The organism is Streptomyces catenulae, assembly GCF_000718015.1.
Taxonomy (GTDB): domain Bacteria; phylum Actinomycetota; class Actinomycetes; order Streptomycetales; family Streptomycetaceae; genus Streptomyces; species Streptomyces catenulae.
In genome coordinates this window covers 26,272-41,177 of the sequence record NZ_JODY01000015.1, presented here as the reverse complement: position 1 = coordinate 41,177, position 14,906 = coordinate 26,272, and the positions used below count along the sequence as shown (strand labels likewise).

General features: G+C 74.4%; 9 protein-coding genes and 1 pseudogene. 7 read left to right on the top strand and 3 right to left on the bottom strand.

Annotation, left to right across the window (positions count from 1 at the left end; translation table 11 throughout):
• Positions 1–290: 290 nt before the first annotated feature.
• From IF23_RS0115130 to IF23_RS31240, 6 genes and pseudogenes are all read left to right on the top strand, one after another.
• The gene (locus tag IF23_RS0115130; protein ID WP_030283835.1) at positions 291–2,249 is read left to right on the top strand and encodes a S53 family peptidase; all 1,959 of its coding nucleotides are present in this window, start codon (positions 291–293) and stop codon (positions 2,247–2,249) included.
• Positions 2,250–2,536: 287 nt separating this feature from the next.
• Entirely contained in the window at positions 2,537–5,428 is a 2,892-nt protein-coding gene (leuS, locus tag IF23_RS0115125) for a leucine--tRNA ligase (RefSeq protein WP_030283833.1), read from the top strand.
• A 152-nt stretch (positions 5,429–5,580) separates the two neighbouring features.
• A complete protein-coding gene (locus tag IF23_RS0115120) occupies positions 5,581–6,330 on the top strand; it encodes a hypothetical protein (RefSeq protein ID WP_030283832.1) in 750 nt (249 codons plus the stop codon).
• Between the two features lie 149 nt (positions 6,331–6,479).
• Positions 6,480–7,325 carry a DegV family protein gene (locus IF23_RS0115115; RefSeq protein WP_030283830.1) on the top strand — a complete coding sequence of 282 codons (846 nt, stop codon included), beginning with the start codon at positions 6,480–6,482 and terminating at the stop codon, positions 7,323–7,325.
• 958 nt (positions 7,326–8,283) lie between these two features.
• Entirely contained in the window at positions 8,284–9,057 is a 774-nt protein-coding gene (locus IF23_RS0115110) for a ComEA family DNA-binding protein (RefSeq protein WP_078653993.1), read from the top strand.
• Positions 9,054–11,651, top strand: a pseudogene (locus IF23_RS31240) (ComEC/Rec2 family competence protein); the annotation flags it as partial. The gene IF23_RS0115110 and the pseudogene IF23_RS31240, both read left to right, overlap by 4 nt.
• A 142-nt stretch (positions 11,652–11,793) precedes the next feature.
• Here IF23_RS31240 and IF23_RS35395 read toward each other — a convergent pair.
• Positions 11,794–12,039, bottom strand: coding sequence for a hypothetical protein (locus IF23_RS35395; protein WP_030283826.1), 246 nt, complete (start codon positions 12,037–12,039; stop codon positions 11,794–11,796).
• A 97-nt stretch (positions 12,040–12,136) separates the two neighbouring features.
• Here IF23_RS35395 and holA point away from each other — a divergent pair, with 97 nt between their 5' ends.
• On the top strand, positions 12,137–13,120 hold the full coding sequence (gene holA / locus IF23_RS0115095) for a DNA polymerase III subunit delta (protein WP_030283824.1): 984 nt from the start codon (positions 12,137–12,139) through the stop codon (positions 13,118–13,120).
• A 254-nt stretch (positions 13,121–13,374) separates the two neighbouring features.
• Here holA and IF23_RS0115090 read toward each other — a convergent pair whose 3' ends face one another.
• A complete protein-coding gene (locus tag IF23_RS0115090; protein ID WP_281179969.1) occupies positions 13,375–14,193 on the bottom strand; it encodes a hypothetical protein in 819 nt (272 codons plus the stop codon).
• A gap of 400 nt (positions 14,194–14,593) precedes the next feature.
• Positions 14,594–14,860: a 30S ribosomal protein S20 gene (rpsT, locus tag IF23_RS0115085; protein ID WP_030283819.1), complete on the bottom strand. Its 267-nt coding sequence runs from the start codon at positions 14,858–14,860 to the stop codon at positions 14,594–14,596.
• Positions 14,861–14,906 lie beyond the last annotated feature (46 nt).

The window sequence follows — 14,906 nt, the reverse complement described above, 5'->3', positions numbered from 1 at the left end:
CTTTCCGCCCCTTGCCGCCGTCCGCGCCCGCTTTCGCTCCCTTCCGTATCTCGCCCATTCCTTGCCTCTCCTTGCCGTTCCTTGGGGTCTTCTTGGCGTGCTCATGCCCCTGACGTGAACATTTCACCGAAAGAGTGACGCATCGCGTGCATGTCACCTCCCTCGTCCCACGCCGCACGCGAGGCACCGGACCGCGCCGGTGTACGGCGGCGCGCACGGCGAGCCGCCGTCGCGGAACCGGTCGCGGTGCCACCGTCAGCACCTACCGCATCGTCACCACAGGGGGTTCCATGAGATCGAGCCGCAGCAGAGCCGGGCGGGCGCGCACCGCAACGGCGTGGGCGGCCGCCCTGCCGCTGATCGCCGGGGCGCTCGCGCTCGGCGCGCCCGCCGCCGACGCCGCAGGCCACGACGGTGGACGGCATGAGCTCCGCGGCACCAAACCGGTGTGGGCGACCCAGCAGTCCGACCGCGGTGACACCGCCGCGGACACCGGCATCACCGCCCGGGTCTACCTCGCGGGCCGGGACGCCGACGGGCTCGCCTCGTACGCCGAGGCGGTCTCCGACCCGCACTCCGCCCACTACGGGAAATACCTGAGCGCCGCCCAGGTCAAGGCGCGCTACGGCGCCACCCGGCAGCAGATCGACGCCGTGAGCGACTGGCTGCGCGGCGCCGGGCTCAAGGTCACCGAGGCGGGCAGCCGCTACCTCACCGTCCACGGTCCGGCCTCGGCCGCGGAGCGCGCCTTCGCCACCGACCTGCACAACTACCGCAAGGACGGCCACACTTACCACGCCCCCTCGGCCACCGCCTCCGCCCCCGCCGCGCTGGGCGGCGCCGTGCTGACCGTGACCGGCCTGGACAACGCGCCCAAGATGGCCCGGCACCACTCCACCGAGCTGCCCCCGCCGCCCGCCGTCTTCCGTAACGCCGGTCCGTTCTCCACGTACCACGGCTCCCGGACCGCCAAGGGGCTGCCGGGTGCCTACGGGACCAAGGCGCCGTACGCGGTCAAGGGCTACACCGGCAAGCAGCTGCGCGCCGCCTACGGGGCGGGGAGGTGGACCGGCAAGGGCGTCACCGTCGCGATCACCGACGCCTTCGCCTCGCCGACCATCGCCGCCGACGCCGCCCACTACGCGGCCCGCAACGGCGACGCCGGGTACCGCCCGGGCCAGCTCACCCAGGTGCTGCCCGGCGACTACAACCACATCGAGGAGTGCGGCGCCGCCGGTTGGTACGGCGAGGAGACCCTCGACGTCGAGGCCGTCCACGCCGTCGCGCCCGCCGCCGACATCGTCTACGCCGGGGCCGCCTCCTGCATGGACGACGACCTGCTCGACACCCTCGGCCGGGTCGTCGACGGCCGTCTCGCCGACATCGTCTCCAACTCCTGGGGCGACCTGGAGGCCAACGAGACGCCGGACGTGGCCGCCGCCTACGACCAGGTCTTCCAGCAGGGCGCGGTCGAGGGCATCGGCTTCTACTTCTCCTCCGGTGACAACGGCGACGAGGTCGACAACACCGGCACCAAGCAGGTCGACACCCCGGCGAACTCCGCCTGGGTCACCGCCGTCGGCGGCACCGCGCTCGCCGTCGGCAAGCACGACACGTACCAGTGGGAGACCGGCTGGGGCACCCGTAAGGCGGTGCTCTCCAAGGACGGCGCGAGCTGGGACGGCTTCCCCGGCGCGTTCAGCGGCGGCGCGGGCGGCGGCACCAGCAAGACCGTCGCGCAGCCCTTCTACCAGCGCGGAGTCGTCCCGTCCGGGCTGGCGGAGGCGGGCGGCGGCAAGGCCATGCGCACCGTCCCGGACATCGCCGCGGTCGCCGACCCCAACACCGGCTTCCTGGTCGGGCAGACCCAGACCCTGCCCGGTGGCAAGCAGGGCTACGACGAGTACCGCATAGGAGGTACCTCGCTCGCCGCACCCGTGATCGCCGGTATCCAGGCGCTCGCCCAGCAGGCCCGGCACGGCATCCCGATCGGCTTCGCCAACCCCGCGATCTACCAGCGGTACGGCACCCCGGTCTACCACGACGTCACCGACCACCCGCTGGGCGCGGGCCGCGGTCTGGCGGTCGTCCGGACCGACTACGTCAACGGTGTCGACGCCGCCAAGGGCACCACGACCTCGCTGCGCAGCCTGGGCCAGGACAGCTCCCTGAGCGCCCGCCCCGGCTACGACGACGTCACCGGTGTCGGTTCCCCGGCGAACGGCTACATCGAGTCGTACCGCCACTGATCCCGAGGTCGGCGCGCCCCTGAATTCGGGGGGCGCGCGGGCCGGGGCCCGCGCCGGTGGGTAATCCTCGACGCGGGCCCCGAGCCCCCTGCGGTACCCTGGCGCCATGCGTGCCGTACGCCTTCTGCTTAGCGGGCCGCGCTGATCAGTACCGACCGGGCCACCCACGGTGGCCGTCCGGGTCGGCATCGGCGCGGCGTCCCCTCCTGTGCGAGGGGTCTTTTTGTTTCCGCAGCAACCGTGTCCGCGGCAGCCGCAGGCAGAGACGATCGATGGAGCTTGAAGAGATGAGCGAGACGACCACCTCCCCCGCCGGTGAGGGCGCACCCGAGGCGGCCCCGCACCGCTACACCGCCGCCCTGGCCGCGGACATCGAGGCACACTGGCAGGACTTCTGGGAGGCCGAGGGCACCTACGAGGCGCCCAACCCGAGCGGTGACCTGGCCGGTGACGCCGCCGTCGTCGCCCGCCCCAAGAAGTTCATCATGGACATGTTCCCGTACCCCTCGGGTGCGGGCCTGCACGTCGGCCACCCGCTGGGCTTCATCGCCACCGACGTCTACGCCCGCCACCAGCGCATGACGGGCCACAACGTCCTGCACACCCTGGGCTTCGACGCCTTCGGCCTGCCCGCCGAGCAGTACGCCGTGCAGACCGGCACCCACCCGCGGGTCTCCACCGAGGCCAACATCGTCAACATGCGGCGCCAGCTGCGCCGCCTGGGCCTGGGCCACGACCAGCGCCGCTCGGTCGAGACGATCGACCCGACGTACTACAGGTGGACCCAGTGGATCTTCCTGCAGATCTTCAACTCCTGGTACGACCCGGAGGCCGACCGGGCGCGCCCCATCGACACCCTGGTCGCGCAGTTCGAGGCCGGCACCCGGCCCACCCCCGACGGCCGCCCCTGGGGCGAGCTGTCCGCCGCCGAGCGCGCGACCGTCCTGGGTGAGTACCGCCTGGCGTACGCCTCGGACGCGCCGGTCAACTGGTGCCCCGGCCTGGGCACCGTGCTGGCCAACGAGGAGGTCACCGCCGAGGGCCGCTCCGAGCGCGGCAACTTCCCGGTCTTCAAGTCCAAGCTGCGCCAGTGGAACATGCGCATCACCGCCTACGCGGACCGCCTGCTGAACGACCTGGACGGCCTGGACTGGCCCGAGGCGATCAAGCTGCAGCAGCGCAACTGGATCGGCCGCTCCGAGGGCGCCCGGGTCGACTTCCCCGCCGCGGGGCGCACGATCACCGTCTTCACCACCCGCCAGGACACCCTGTTCGGCGCGACGTACATGGTGCTGGCCCCCGAGCATGAGCTGATCGCCGACGGCTCCCTGGTGCCGGACGCCTGGCCCGAGGGCACTCACGACGTCTGGACCGGCGGCCACGCCACCCCGGCCGAGGCCGTCGCGGCCTACCGCAAGCAGGCCGCGAGCAAGTCGGACGTCGAGCGGCAGGCCGAGGCCAAGGACAAGACCGGCGTCTTCACCGGCATCTACGCCACCAACCCGGTCAGCGGCGAGCGGATCCCGGTCTTCATCGCCGACTACGTGCTGATGGGCTACGGCACCGGCGCGATCATGGCGGTCCCGGCGCACGACAGCCGCGACTTCGCCTTCGCGCGCGCCTTCGAGCTGCCGATGCGCTGCGTCGTCCAGCCCTCCGACGACCGCGGCACCGACACCACCACCTGGGACGACGCGTTCTCCTCGTACGAGGCGAAGCTGGTCAACTCCTCGGACGACACGATCAGCCTGGACGGGCTGGGCGTCACCGAGGCCAAGGCGAAGATCACCGACTGGCTGGCCGCCGAGGGCATCGGCGAGGGCACCGTCAACTTCCGGCTGCGCGACTGGCTGTTCAGCCGCCAGCGCTACTGGGGCGAGCCGTTCCCGATCGTCTACGACGAGGACGGCGTGGCGCACGCGCTGCCCGAGTCGATGCTGCCGCTGGAGCTGCCGGAGGTCGAGGACTACTCCCCGCGCACCTTCGACCCGGACGACGCCGACACCTCCCCGGAGACCCCGCTCTCCCGTAACGGCGACTGGGTCCACGTCGAGCTGGACCTGGGCGACGGCCGCGGTGTGCAGCGCTACCGCCGCGAGACCAACACCATGCCCAACTGGGCCGGTTCGTGCTGGTACGAGATGCGCTACCTGGACCCGCACAACGACAGCGCGCTGGTCGACCCGGGCATCGAGCAGTACTGGATGGGCCCGCGCGAGGGGCAGCCCCACGGGGGCGTCGACCTGTACGTGGGCGGTGCCGAGCACGCGGTGCTGCACCTGCTGTACGCCCGTTTCTGGTCGAAGATCCTGTTCGACCTGGGGCACGTCTCGTCCTCCGAGCCGTTCCACAAGCTGTACAACCAGGGCATGATCCAGGCGTTCGTCTACCGCGACAAGCGCGGCATCGCCGTCCCGGCGGCCGAGGTCGAGGAGCGCGACGGCGGCTACTTCCACCAGGGCGAGAAGGTCAGCCGCGTCCTGGGCAAGATGGGCAAGTCCCTGAAGAACGCCGTCACGCCGGACGAGATCTGCGCCGAGTACGGCGCGGACACGCTGCGCCTGTACGAGATGGCGATGGGCCCGCTGGACGTGTCCCGCCCCTGGGACACCCGCGCCGTCGTCGGCCAGTACCGCCTGCTGCAGCGGCTGTGGCGCAATGTCGTCGACGAGTCGACCGGTGAGGTCACCGTCGTCGACGCGGAGCCGGACGAGGCGACGCTGCGGGCGCTGCACAAGGCGATCGACGGGGTCACCCAGGACATGGCGAACCTGCGGTTCAACACCGCCATCGCCAAGGTCACGGAGCTGAACAACCACCTGACGAAGGCGGCGGGCCCGGTGTCGCGCGGCGTCGCGGAGCGCCTGGTGCTGCTGATCGCGCCGCTGGCGCCGCACATCGCCGAGGAGCTGTGGCGCAAGCTGGGCCACACCGACTCGGTGGTGCACGCCGACTTCCCGGTGGCCGACCCGGCGTATGTCGTCGACGAGACGGTGACCTGCGTCGTTCAGCTGAAGGGCAAGGTCAAGGCCCGTCTGGAGGTCGCCCCGACGATCTCCGACGCGGACCTGGAGGCGGCGGCGCTGGCCGAGCCCGCGGTGGTCGCGGCGCTGGGCGGCGCGGGGATCCGCAAGGTGATCGTCCGCGCGCCGAAGCTGGTCAACATCGTGCCCGCATGATGCGACGTGGGCGGCTTCGGCCGTGGTTCTAGGGGGTTTCCCCTACGGGCAGGTTGGGGGTTCCGTCAGGGCCCGCAACCTGCCCGATCCGTTTACGGTGGAGGGACGGGCGCGGGTGACCGACCGGCGCCGAAACTGTTCCGGGAGAGCCCATGGAAGCCGCCATCGCCATCGTGGGGCTGCTCTTCCTGCTGTTCGTCGTCGCGGGGGTCTTCGTGACCGTCAAGGCGGTGCAGGTGACCAAGCGCGGGGTGGACCGCACCGTCGCCCAGGCCCGCCGGACGGTCGAGGACACCGGCCTGCGGGCGCGGCAGCTGGCCAAGCCCGGTGTCCCGGGCGAGCTGGCGCAGCTGCGGCTGTCCCTGCGTACGTCCATGCGGGCGACCCAGGAGGCGCTGCGCGAAGGCGCGGCCGAGGACGGGTCGCTGAGCGAGGCGCTCGGCCTCTTCGACCGCCTCAGCACCCACGGCCGTGCGCTGGACGACGAGCTCAGGCGTCTGGAGCGCGAGCCCGACCGCGCCACCACGGCCGCCCGCCTGCCCGAGCTGCGCGAACGCCTGGAGCGCATCACCCACTCCGCGGAGTCGCTGCGCTGGGCGGCGCGTGACCGGCAGCGGAAGTTCGCCGAGGACGATCTGTCGTCGCTGAGCGATCAGATCGACGTCGAATCGGGCGCGCTGCGCCACTGGACCCGCGCCTCGGACGCCGCGGACGGCGCCGCCGACAGCGGTTCCACCGAGGCCCCGGGCCGGTCGGGCGCCGCCCGGTCGTCGGCCGCCCCGGAACCGGAGGCGGAGCAGCCGCAGGCGATACCGGCGGCGGATCCGCGCCGCCGCTCCGCGTACTCCTGGCAGAAGACGCCCTCCTGGCAGAAGTCGCCGGGGCCGGAGCGGGCCAACTGAGGACGGGGCGCGGACGGGCCGGGGCACGGCGCCGCACGGGGGCGTCCGCCCTGTTCAGGGCCGGGCGGCCGGAGCAGGAGAGCCCCTGACCAAGGGCGGAACGGCCCCGCACTGTCGGCTGCCGGTCCTCCCCCGATAACCTCCCCTTCATGTCCCGCCATGTCGCCATCGTCACCGATTCCACGGCCTACCTGCCGCCGGTGGCACTGCAGCGCCACCGCATCACGGCCGTCCCGCTGACCGTCGTCCTGGGGGACCGGGCCCTGGAGGAGGGCACCGAGATCTCTGCGAGATCCGTCGCCCAGGCACTGCAGAAGCGGCGGCCGGTGACCACCTCGCGCCCCGCCCCGACGACCTTCGCGGACACCTACCGCAAGGTCGCCGCCTCCGGTGCCACCGAGATCGTCTCGCTGCACCTCTCCTCCGAGTTCTCCGGCACCTACGACGCCGCGGTACTGGCCGCCCGGCACTCGCCGGTACCCGTAAGGGTCGTGGACACCGGCATGGTCGCGATGGCCCTCGGCTTCTGCGCCCTGGCCGCGGCCGAGACCGCCGAGGCCGGTGGCGACGCCGACGCCGCGGTCGCCGCGGCCGAGCGCCGTGCCGCCGCGACCTCCGCCTACTTCTACGTCGACACCCTCGACTATCTGCGCCGCGGCGGCCGCATCGGCGCCGCCCAGGCCCTCCTCGGCTCCGCACTCGCCGTCAAGCCTCTGTTGCAACTGGCCGACGGCCGCATCGAACTCCTCGAAAAGGTCCGTACGGCTTCCAAGGCCATCGCCCGGTTGGAGGAGATCGCCGCGGAGCGGGCGGGCGAGGGCGAGGCCGACATCGCCGTGCACCACCTCGCCGCCGCGGAGCGCGCGGACGCCCTCGCCGCCCGCCTGCGCGACCGCGTACCGGGCCTGCACGAACTCCATGTCAGCGAGGTCGGCGCGGTGATCGGCGCCCACACCGGACCCGGGCTGCTGGGGGTTGTGGTCGCGCCGCGGTAGGGCCGTCCCCGACACCGCCGGGGAGGTGGGCCAGGGATACGCCGGGTAGTCGGACTCGGCGGCGGGGCACCACCCCTCCGGGTGATGTGGTTATCCACAACTCACCGGTTATCCACCGGATTTGACGCCGCTCGGCGCGGTCGGCGCGGGCCGCCTACCGTCGGTCGGCATGAGCAGAGAGTCACGTTCGGTGGGTGGGGCGTCACGCCGTGGTGAGACGGGCGGTGGCGCCGGGGCCGGTGCCCCGGAGACCTCGGGTGCGGGGCGCGATCCGTCCCCGGCGCGGAGCGACGGCCGCACGAGGCGGCGGGACGAGCGCCGTACGACGGCCTCGACGGCGGTACGGGCGCGAGCGGCTGCCCTCTTCGGTACGGGGACGGAGCCGGAGCCTGAGCGGGAGCACGGGGGTGAAGGCGACGGGCGGGATGCGGGGCCGGTCCCGGTCCCGGTGGCTGCCTCCGGCCTGGGGCGGGCGGGGGCAACCGGGCCTGACCTGGGGCGGTCCGGGCAGCTTGCGGCCGAGGTGACGGCGGTCGGCGGCGGGGCCGCCGGGCCGGGGCACCGGGCGGGCGCTGACTCCGGCGACTCCGGCGGCGGGGAGGGCCCGGGGCCTGCCCTCGGGGGTGAGGTGGATCCCTCGCGCGGGGCTTCCGGGGAGCAGGGCGGCCCTGGCCTCGGGGCGCGCCGCAGGTGGAGCCCTGGGCCCGCTGCCCTCGGCGGCGGGAGCGACGGGCGCGATGAGGATGGCGGGGGCGATGGGACAGCCTTGTCGCGCGAGGCGCCTCCGGAGCCCGGACCCGCCGAGGCCGAGGGGCTGCGTCACACGGAGAGCCCCGGGCCTGCCCCGGCGCAGGAGGCGGCCCCGCCCCGTAAGGCATCCCCGGAGCCCGCCCCTGACCCGGCCCCGGAGCGGACCCCGAGCCCTCACCCCAGGGCCTCCGGACTCCGCCACGCCTCCATGCCGTACGGCACCGCAGGTCAGCCCGTTCTCACCCGTCGGGCGCGGGTGCGGCTGGCTGTGGGGGAGCGGCTGCCCCTGTGGATGCAGGCGCGGTTCGGGACGGAGACGAAGGCGCTGGCGGCGCTCGGGGTGGTGCTGGTGGTGGCGCTCGTCCTGGCGGTGCAGCACTTCCGGTCCGGTGGGCCGGAGCCGGTGCGGGCCCCGGCGGCGGAACGGGCGGTACCGGTACCCGAGGGATCGCCGGGGCACGGCCCGTCAGGTGCCGCTCCCGCGCCCGCGGCGAGCGCGGGTGGCGCGGGCCGACAGCTGATGGTCGATGTGGTGGGCAAGGTCGAGCACCCCGGGGTGCGCCGGTTACCGGCCGGGACGCGGGTGATGGACGCGCTGGCCGCGGCCGGTGGGGTGCTGCGCGGGGCGGACACCCAGGGGTTGAACCGCGCCCGGCTGCTGGTCGACGGCGAACAGATCGTCGTCGGCAAGGCGGGAAGCGCGGCGGGCCCCGGCGAGGGCGCCAACGGGCCGCCCGGCGCGGCCTCGTCCGGCGGTGCGGGAGGCGCGCCGGGCGCCGCCGGGCCCGGGCAGCCGGTCAGCCTGAACTCCGCGACCGTGGAACAGCTCGACACCCTGCCGGGCGTCGGCCCGGTACTGGCCCGGCACATCGTCGAATTCCGTACCCGGCACGGCGGGTTCACCTCGGTGAACCAGTTGCGCGAGGTGACCGGGATCGGCGACCGCAAGTTCGCCGACCTGCAACCCCTGGTGCAGCCGTGAACACCGGAAACCGGACCGCCCGCGCGGCGGCGGACCCCGCGCCCGGAGCCACGGAACCGCGCCCGGAGGCCCCGACCGACCTGCGCCTGGTGGCACCGGCGACGGCGGCATGGGGCGCCGCCGCGCTCGCCCTGGGGGCCCCGGTGGGTGTGGTGGCGACGGTCTGTGCCCTCGCGGTCGCCCTCGCCGTACCGGTGCTCCGGGCGGCGATGCGGCGCCGCCGGACGGAGACGGCGGGCGGTCCGCGCACCGGCGCGCCGCCCCTGTGGTCCGCCGGGGCGCTGGTGGCCCTGGCGTCGGTGCTGCTCTGCGGGGCGGCGGGCGCGGCCGACGCGGCGCTGCACGCGGCGGACGTCCGGCGCGGCCCGCTGCCCGCCTGGGCCGCGCGCCATGCCCACCTCACCGCCGAGATGGAGGTCACCGGCGACCCCCGGACGGTCCGCCCGAAGGTCCGCGGATCGCACCGGCTGCCGCCGTCCCTGGTGTTCACCGCCGACGTGGTGCGCCTCACCGCCCCGGACGGCTCGGTGACCGCGCTCCGTACGCCCGCCCTCGTCGTCGTGGCGAGCCGGGACGGCGACCAGGAACACCCGAAGAACGCAGCGAAACCCCAGGTCACGGGCGCGGATCAGGCCCCGGACCGGGCCGGGAAGGCCGACGGCGAGGTCCTGGAGCGGTGGCGGACGCTGCTGCCGACCACCCGCGTCCGGATGCCGGTGCGCGCCGCCCCGCCGATGCCGCCCGACGACCGGATCGCCGCCGTCCTCCGGATCACCGCCGACGGCCCGCCGCAGGTCACCGGCGCACCGTCCGGGCTCCAGCGGCTGGCCGGCGGTCTGCGCGCCGGGCTCCGCGACGCCTCCGACGGACTCTCGCCCGACGCCCGCGGGCTGCTGCCCGGCCTGGTGGTGGGGGACACCTCACGGGTGCCGCCCGACCTCGACGACGCGTTCCGGGCCACCGACCTCACCCACCTGCTCGCCGTGTCCGGCAGCAACCTCACCATCGTGTTGGCGCTGCTGATCGGCCCGCCGCACCTCGCCTCCCGCGCCGAACGCCGCGGTCTGGCCCCGCGCCTGGGCCTCTCACTGCGGGCCACCGCCTTCGCCGGGGGCGGTCTCGCGCTCGCCTTCGTCGTCGTGTGCCGACCGGACCCCAGCGTGCTGCGGGCCGCCGCGTGCGGCCTGATCACCCTGGTGGCGATCGGCACCGGACGCCGCCGCTCCCTGCTGCCCGCCCTGGGCGCGGCGGTGCTGCTGCTGGTGCTCTACGACCCGTGGCTGGCCCGCAGTTACGGGTTCCTGCTGTCGGTCCTGGCCACGGGGGCGCTCCTGGTGCTCGCGCCCCGTTGGAGCGCGGCCCTGCGCAGGCGCCGGGTGCCGCCGCGTCTCGCCGAGGTGATCGCCGCCGCTGCCGCCGCCCAGGCGGTCTGTGCCCCGGTCGTCGCGGTCCTCGCGGCCCGGGTCGGCCTGCTGGCGGTGCCCTGCAACCTCCTGGCGGAGCTGGCCGTCGCCCCGGCCACGGTCCTCGGGTACGCGGCGCTCGCCGTGGCGCCCGTACTCCCCTTCCTCGCCCGGGCGTTGGCGTGGTGCGCGGGCTGGCCTGTCGGTTGGATCGCCGGGGTGGCGCGTACGGGGGCGGCGCTGCCCGGGGCGGAGTTCGGCTGGCCGGGTGGCTGGACGGGCGGGCTCGCGCTCGCCGCCGTCACGGTCGTGCTGGTGCCGCTCGGGCGGCGGGTGCTGCGCCGCCGGTGGCTGTGCGCGGTGTGTGCGCTGGCGCTGGTCCTGGTGGTGTGGCGGCCGGTACCGCTGACCCGGGTGGTGACGGGCTGGCCCCCGCCGGGGTGGCGGGCGGTGGCCTGCGATGTGGGGCAGGGCGACGGCCTGGTCCTGGCGGCGGGTGACGGTACGGCCCTGGTGGTGGACGCGGGGCCGGAGCCCCGTGCGATGGACCGCTGTCTGACGGCCCTGGGGGTGCGGCGGGTGCCCGTGGTGGTGCTGAGCCACTTCCACGCCGACCATGTCGACGGGCTGCCGGGGGTGCTGCGTGGCCGGTCGGTCGGCCTGATCGAGACGACCACGCTGCGGGAGCCGCCCGGACAGGCGGAGTCCGTCCGGCGTACGGCGGCGGAGGCGGGCGTCCCGGTGGTCCCGGCGGTGCCCGGGGAGCGGCGCCGTCTGGGGCAGCTGAGCTGGGAGGTCCTGTGGCCCCCGGCGGACGGCACGGGCGGCGCGTCGGGGCCCAACAACGCCAGCGTGACGCTGCTCGTCCACAGCGGCGATCTGACCCTGATGCTCCTGGGAGACCTCGAACCACCCGCCCAGCAGGCCCTGTTGGCCGCGCACCCGGAGCTGACCGCCGTGGACGTCCTCAAGGTCGCCCACCACGGCTCCGCCCATCAGGACCCGGCGCTGCTCCAACGCCTGGCACCGCGGCTCGCGCTCATCTCGGTGGGCGCGGACAACCCGTACGGCCATCCGGCGCCCCGCACGGTCGACGCGTTACGGCGCGGGGGCGCCATGGTCCTGCGCACCGACACCGGGGGCGCGTCGGCGGTGCTCGGCACCCACCGGCACCTGGCGGTGACCACCGAGGACCGCCGCCCCGACGACAGGACCAGCGGCCTCCGCCGCCCTCCCGGCCACACCCCTCCGGCACACCGCAGCCGCCCGTGCCGCTTCGGCTGGGCCTCCCGCCACCGGATCCGCCGCCGCACGGGCCCGGCCCCGCCGGCCGTTACTCCCTCTCGCGCCACCCCTCGTGCTCGGCGGCGAGGGCGTCCAGCCGGTGGGCGTCGTAGCGGCCGTCCGGGTCCTCGACGACCACCAGCCACTGGGCGTCCTCGGCGTCGTCCTCCCCGGCCAGGGCGTCCCGTACGAGCTGGGGCTCCTCGGGGACGCCGAAGCGTTCGGTCAGGGCCTCGGCCACCTCCTCGGCGGCGTCGCGGTCGGGCAGTACCAGTACGTGTCGTGCATCGCTCACCCGGCCATTGTCGGTCAGCGGACCGGCGTGCCGGACGGGCCGGTCCGGCGGGTGCGCGGGGCGGGACTGTCGGTGGGGCGTGGGATGCTGGAACGCGATGGCCAGGAAGAGTGCAAACGACGATCCGCTCGCCCCCGTGACGCTCGCGGTGGGCCAGGAGGACCTGCTGCTGGACCGCGCGGTCCAGCAGGTGGTGGCGGCTGCCCGCGCCGCCGACGCGGACACCGATGTGCGGGACCTCACCTCCGACCAGCTCCAGCCCGGCACCCTCGCCGAGCTGACCAGCCCGTCGCTCTTCGCGGAGCGCAAGGTCGTGGTGGTGCGCAACTCCCAGGATCTGTCAGCGGATTCCGTCAAGGACGTGAAGACGTATCTCACCTCGCCCGCCGAGGAGATCACGCTCGTGCTGCTGCACGCGGGCGGCGCCAAGGGCAAGGGGCTGCTGGACGCCGCCAGGAAGGCGGGCGCCCGCGAGGTGGCGTGCGCGAAGATGACGAAGCCCGCCGATCGGCTGTCGTTCGTGCGGGGCGAGTTCCGGGCGGCGGGGCGCTCCGCGACCTCCGAGGCGTGCCAGTCGCTGGTCGATGCGATCGGCAGCGATCTGCGGGAGCTGGCGTCGGCCTGTGCGCAGCTGGCCGCCGACATCGAGGGCACGATCGACGAGGCGGTCGTCGCGCGCTACTACACCGGTCGGGCCGAGGCGTCGAGCTTCACCGTCGCCGACCGTGCGGTGGAGGGCCGGGCGGCCGAGGCGCTGGAGGCGCTGCGCTGGTCGATCGCGACCGGCGTCGCCCCCGTCATGATCACCAGCGCGCTCGCCCAGGGCGTCCGCGCCATCGGCAAGCTGGCCTCCGCCCCGCGCGGCGCCCGCCCCGGCGATCTCGCCCGTGAGCTGGGGATGCCGCCGTGGAAGATCGACCGCGTACGGCAGCAGATGCGTGGCTGGTCGGCGGATGGCGTGGCGACGGCGCTACGCGCGGTGGCCGCCGCCGACGCAGGCGTCAAGGGCGGCGGGGACGACCCCGAATACGCCCTGGAGAAGGCCGTGGTGGCGGTCGCCCGCGCGGCCCGCTCCCGCTGACCCACACGGAACGGTCGGCGCCGGACCCGCGGAAGGCCACGCCCGCCTTCAGCCCCTGACCGGGGACGGCCCGGCACCCCGATACCCGGGCACCCGGCAACCGCCCCGTCCGCCCCGGGCGAAGGCCCCGCCAGGCCCGGGGCCCGGCCGACCGGCGAGCCTCCCGGCACCCGGCAAGCACCGGCCTCCGCCCCGGGCGAAGGCCCTACCCGGCCCCGGCCCCCGCCGACCGGCGGCCCCAGCCCCCAGCCCCCTCACCCCCGTAGTTTCGCCAGCGTCTCCCGGGTGCTGGCCTTGAGCATGTCGCCCACGTCCTCCGGTGTCGGCTGGTTGTTGGTGCTCCGGCCGGAGGCGTAGCTGGACCAGGTCGTCTGGTAGGTGGTCCAGCCGTGGCGGACGGCGAGGATCGCGTACCGCCCGGTGTTGCTGTCCTGGCCCTCGCGGGTCACCAGATACGCCTCGTCGCCGAGGTCCTCGACCGGTGTGACCTTGTAGTGGTTCGAGGGCGAGCTCTGCTTCTCGTAGGCGCGGTAGGTGTCGGCGAACTCCGGGGCGGGGTCGCTCTTCTTGTGCAGGACCGCGGTGGTGTAGACGGTCGCCGAGGAGTAGTCGGAGCTGCTTCCGCCGTCCTGTTGCAGCGTGATGTTGCACCACATGGAGTCGACGGAGGGCTGCTGGGAGCCGCTGTGCTCCGGGTTGGCGCCGGAGGTGGAGGGGTTCTGCGACGGGCGGTACCGGCCGTCCTCGAAGGGCTTGAGGGAGGTGTCCGCGCACAGGTCGGAGGTGTACGTGTATCCGGCGAGGTCCGGGGAGGGCTCACCGCTGAACCCGCCGGTGGCGAAGAGCAGCGAGCCCCAGAGCGCACTGGTCGCGACGGCGCCGCCGATCGCCCATATCCAGCCGGACGCGCCCTTACCGCCGGTGTCCGGAGCCGGTGGCTGCGGCGGAACGGGCGGCCCGAAGCCGCCGGGCGGCGGCGGGGCGTACGGATGGGACGGTGCCGGGACCGGACCGCCGTAAGGGTTCGGCTGCGGCGGGCCGTAGGAACGGCCGGAATCCCCCGAGATCGACATGCCCGCAGAGTAACGGACCCCACCGACAACGCCCCGGCCCGGCGAACCCCACCGCACGGCCCCACGGTCACCGTCCCGGGCCCGACGCTCAATGTCCGGCCCACCGCCCCCGCCCGGAGCCCCGAAGGCCCCGCCCGGAGCCCGAACCGCCCCGCCCGGAAACGCGCGACAGAAAGCCCCGCCGACCCTGGGGAAGGGCACCGGCGGGGCTTTCCGTATGTGTCATGTGTCGGCGCGCCCGGCGAGAGGCCGGGTGGGCCGGGGTGCGCCGCACCCGCGTGGCGAACGCAGGCCGTGTGCGGCGCGGTGGTGCACCGTGCGAGGAGCGGAGAGAGGGGCCGCTGGGTCCCCGACGGCGGGGTGGTGCAGGTCAGACGGCAGGCCGTCCGACGGAGGTCGTTCAGCCCTTGAGGCCGGCGACCTTCTTCGCCAGCGCCGACTTCTTGTTGGCGGCGGCGTTCTTGTGGATGACACCCTTGCTGACGGCCTTGTCGAGCTTCTTGGCGGCCTCGGCCTGGGCGGTGGTGGCCTTCTGCAGGTCACCGGCCTCCACGGCCTCGCGGGTGCGACGGATCGCGGTCTTCAGAGTGGACTTGACAGCCTTGTTGCGCTGACGAGCCTTCTCGTTGGTCTTGATCCGCTTCATCTGGGACTTGATGTTCGCCACGAAAGAGCCTTTTCAGGTTCGTTGGAGTTTCGAGTTGCGCCACGTA

Bases quoted from the DNA above. Each gene is read 5' to 3' on its own strand.
- IF23_RS0115130 (WP_030283835.1), top strand. From the start codon at position 291: ATGAGATCGAGCCGCAGCAGAGCCGGGCGGGCGCGCACCGCAACGGCG.
- leuS (WP_030283833.1), top strand. From the start codon at position 2,537: ATGAGCGAGACGACCACCTCCCCCGCCGGTGAGGGCGCACCCGAGGCG.
- IF23_RS0115120 (WP_030283832.1), top strand. From the start codon at position 5,581: ATGGAAGCCGCCATCGCCATCGTGGGGCTGCTCTTCCTGCTGTTCGTC.
- IF23_RS0115115 (WP_030283830.1), top strand. From the start codon at position 6,480: ATGTCCCGCCATGTCGCCATCGTCACCGATTCCACGGCCTACCTGCCG.
- IF23_RS0115110 (WP_078653993.1), top strand. From the start codon at position 8,284: ATGCCGTACGGCACCGCAGGTCAGCCCGTTCTCACCCGTCGGGCGCGG.
- holA (WP_030283824.1), top strand. From the start codon at position 12,137: ATGGCCAGGAAGAGTGCAAACGACGATCCGCTCGCCCCCGTGACGCTC.
- IF23_RS0115090 (WP_281179969.1), bottom strand. From the start codon at position 14,193: ATGTCGATCTCGGGGGATTCCGGCCGTTCCTACGGCCCGCCGCAGCCG.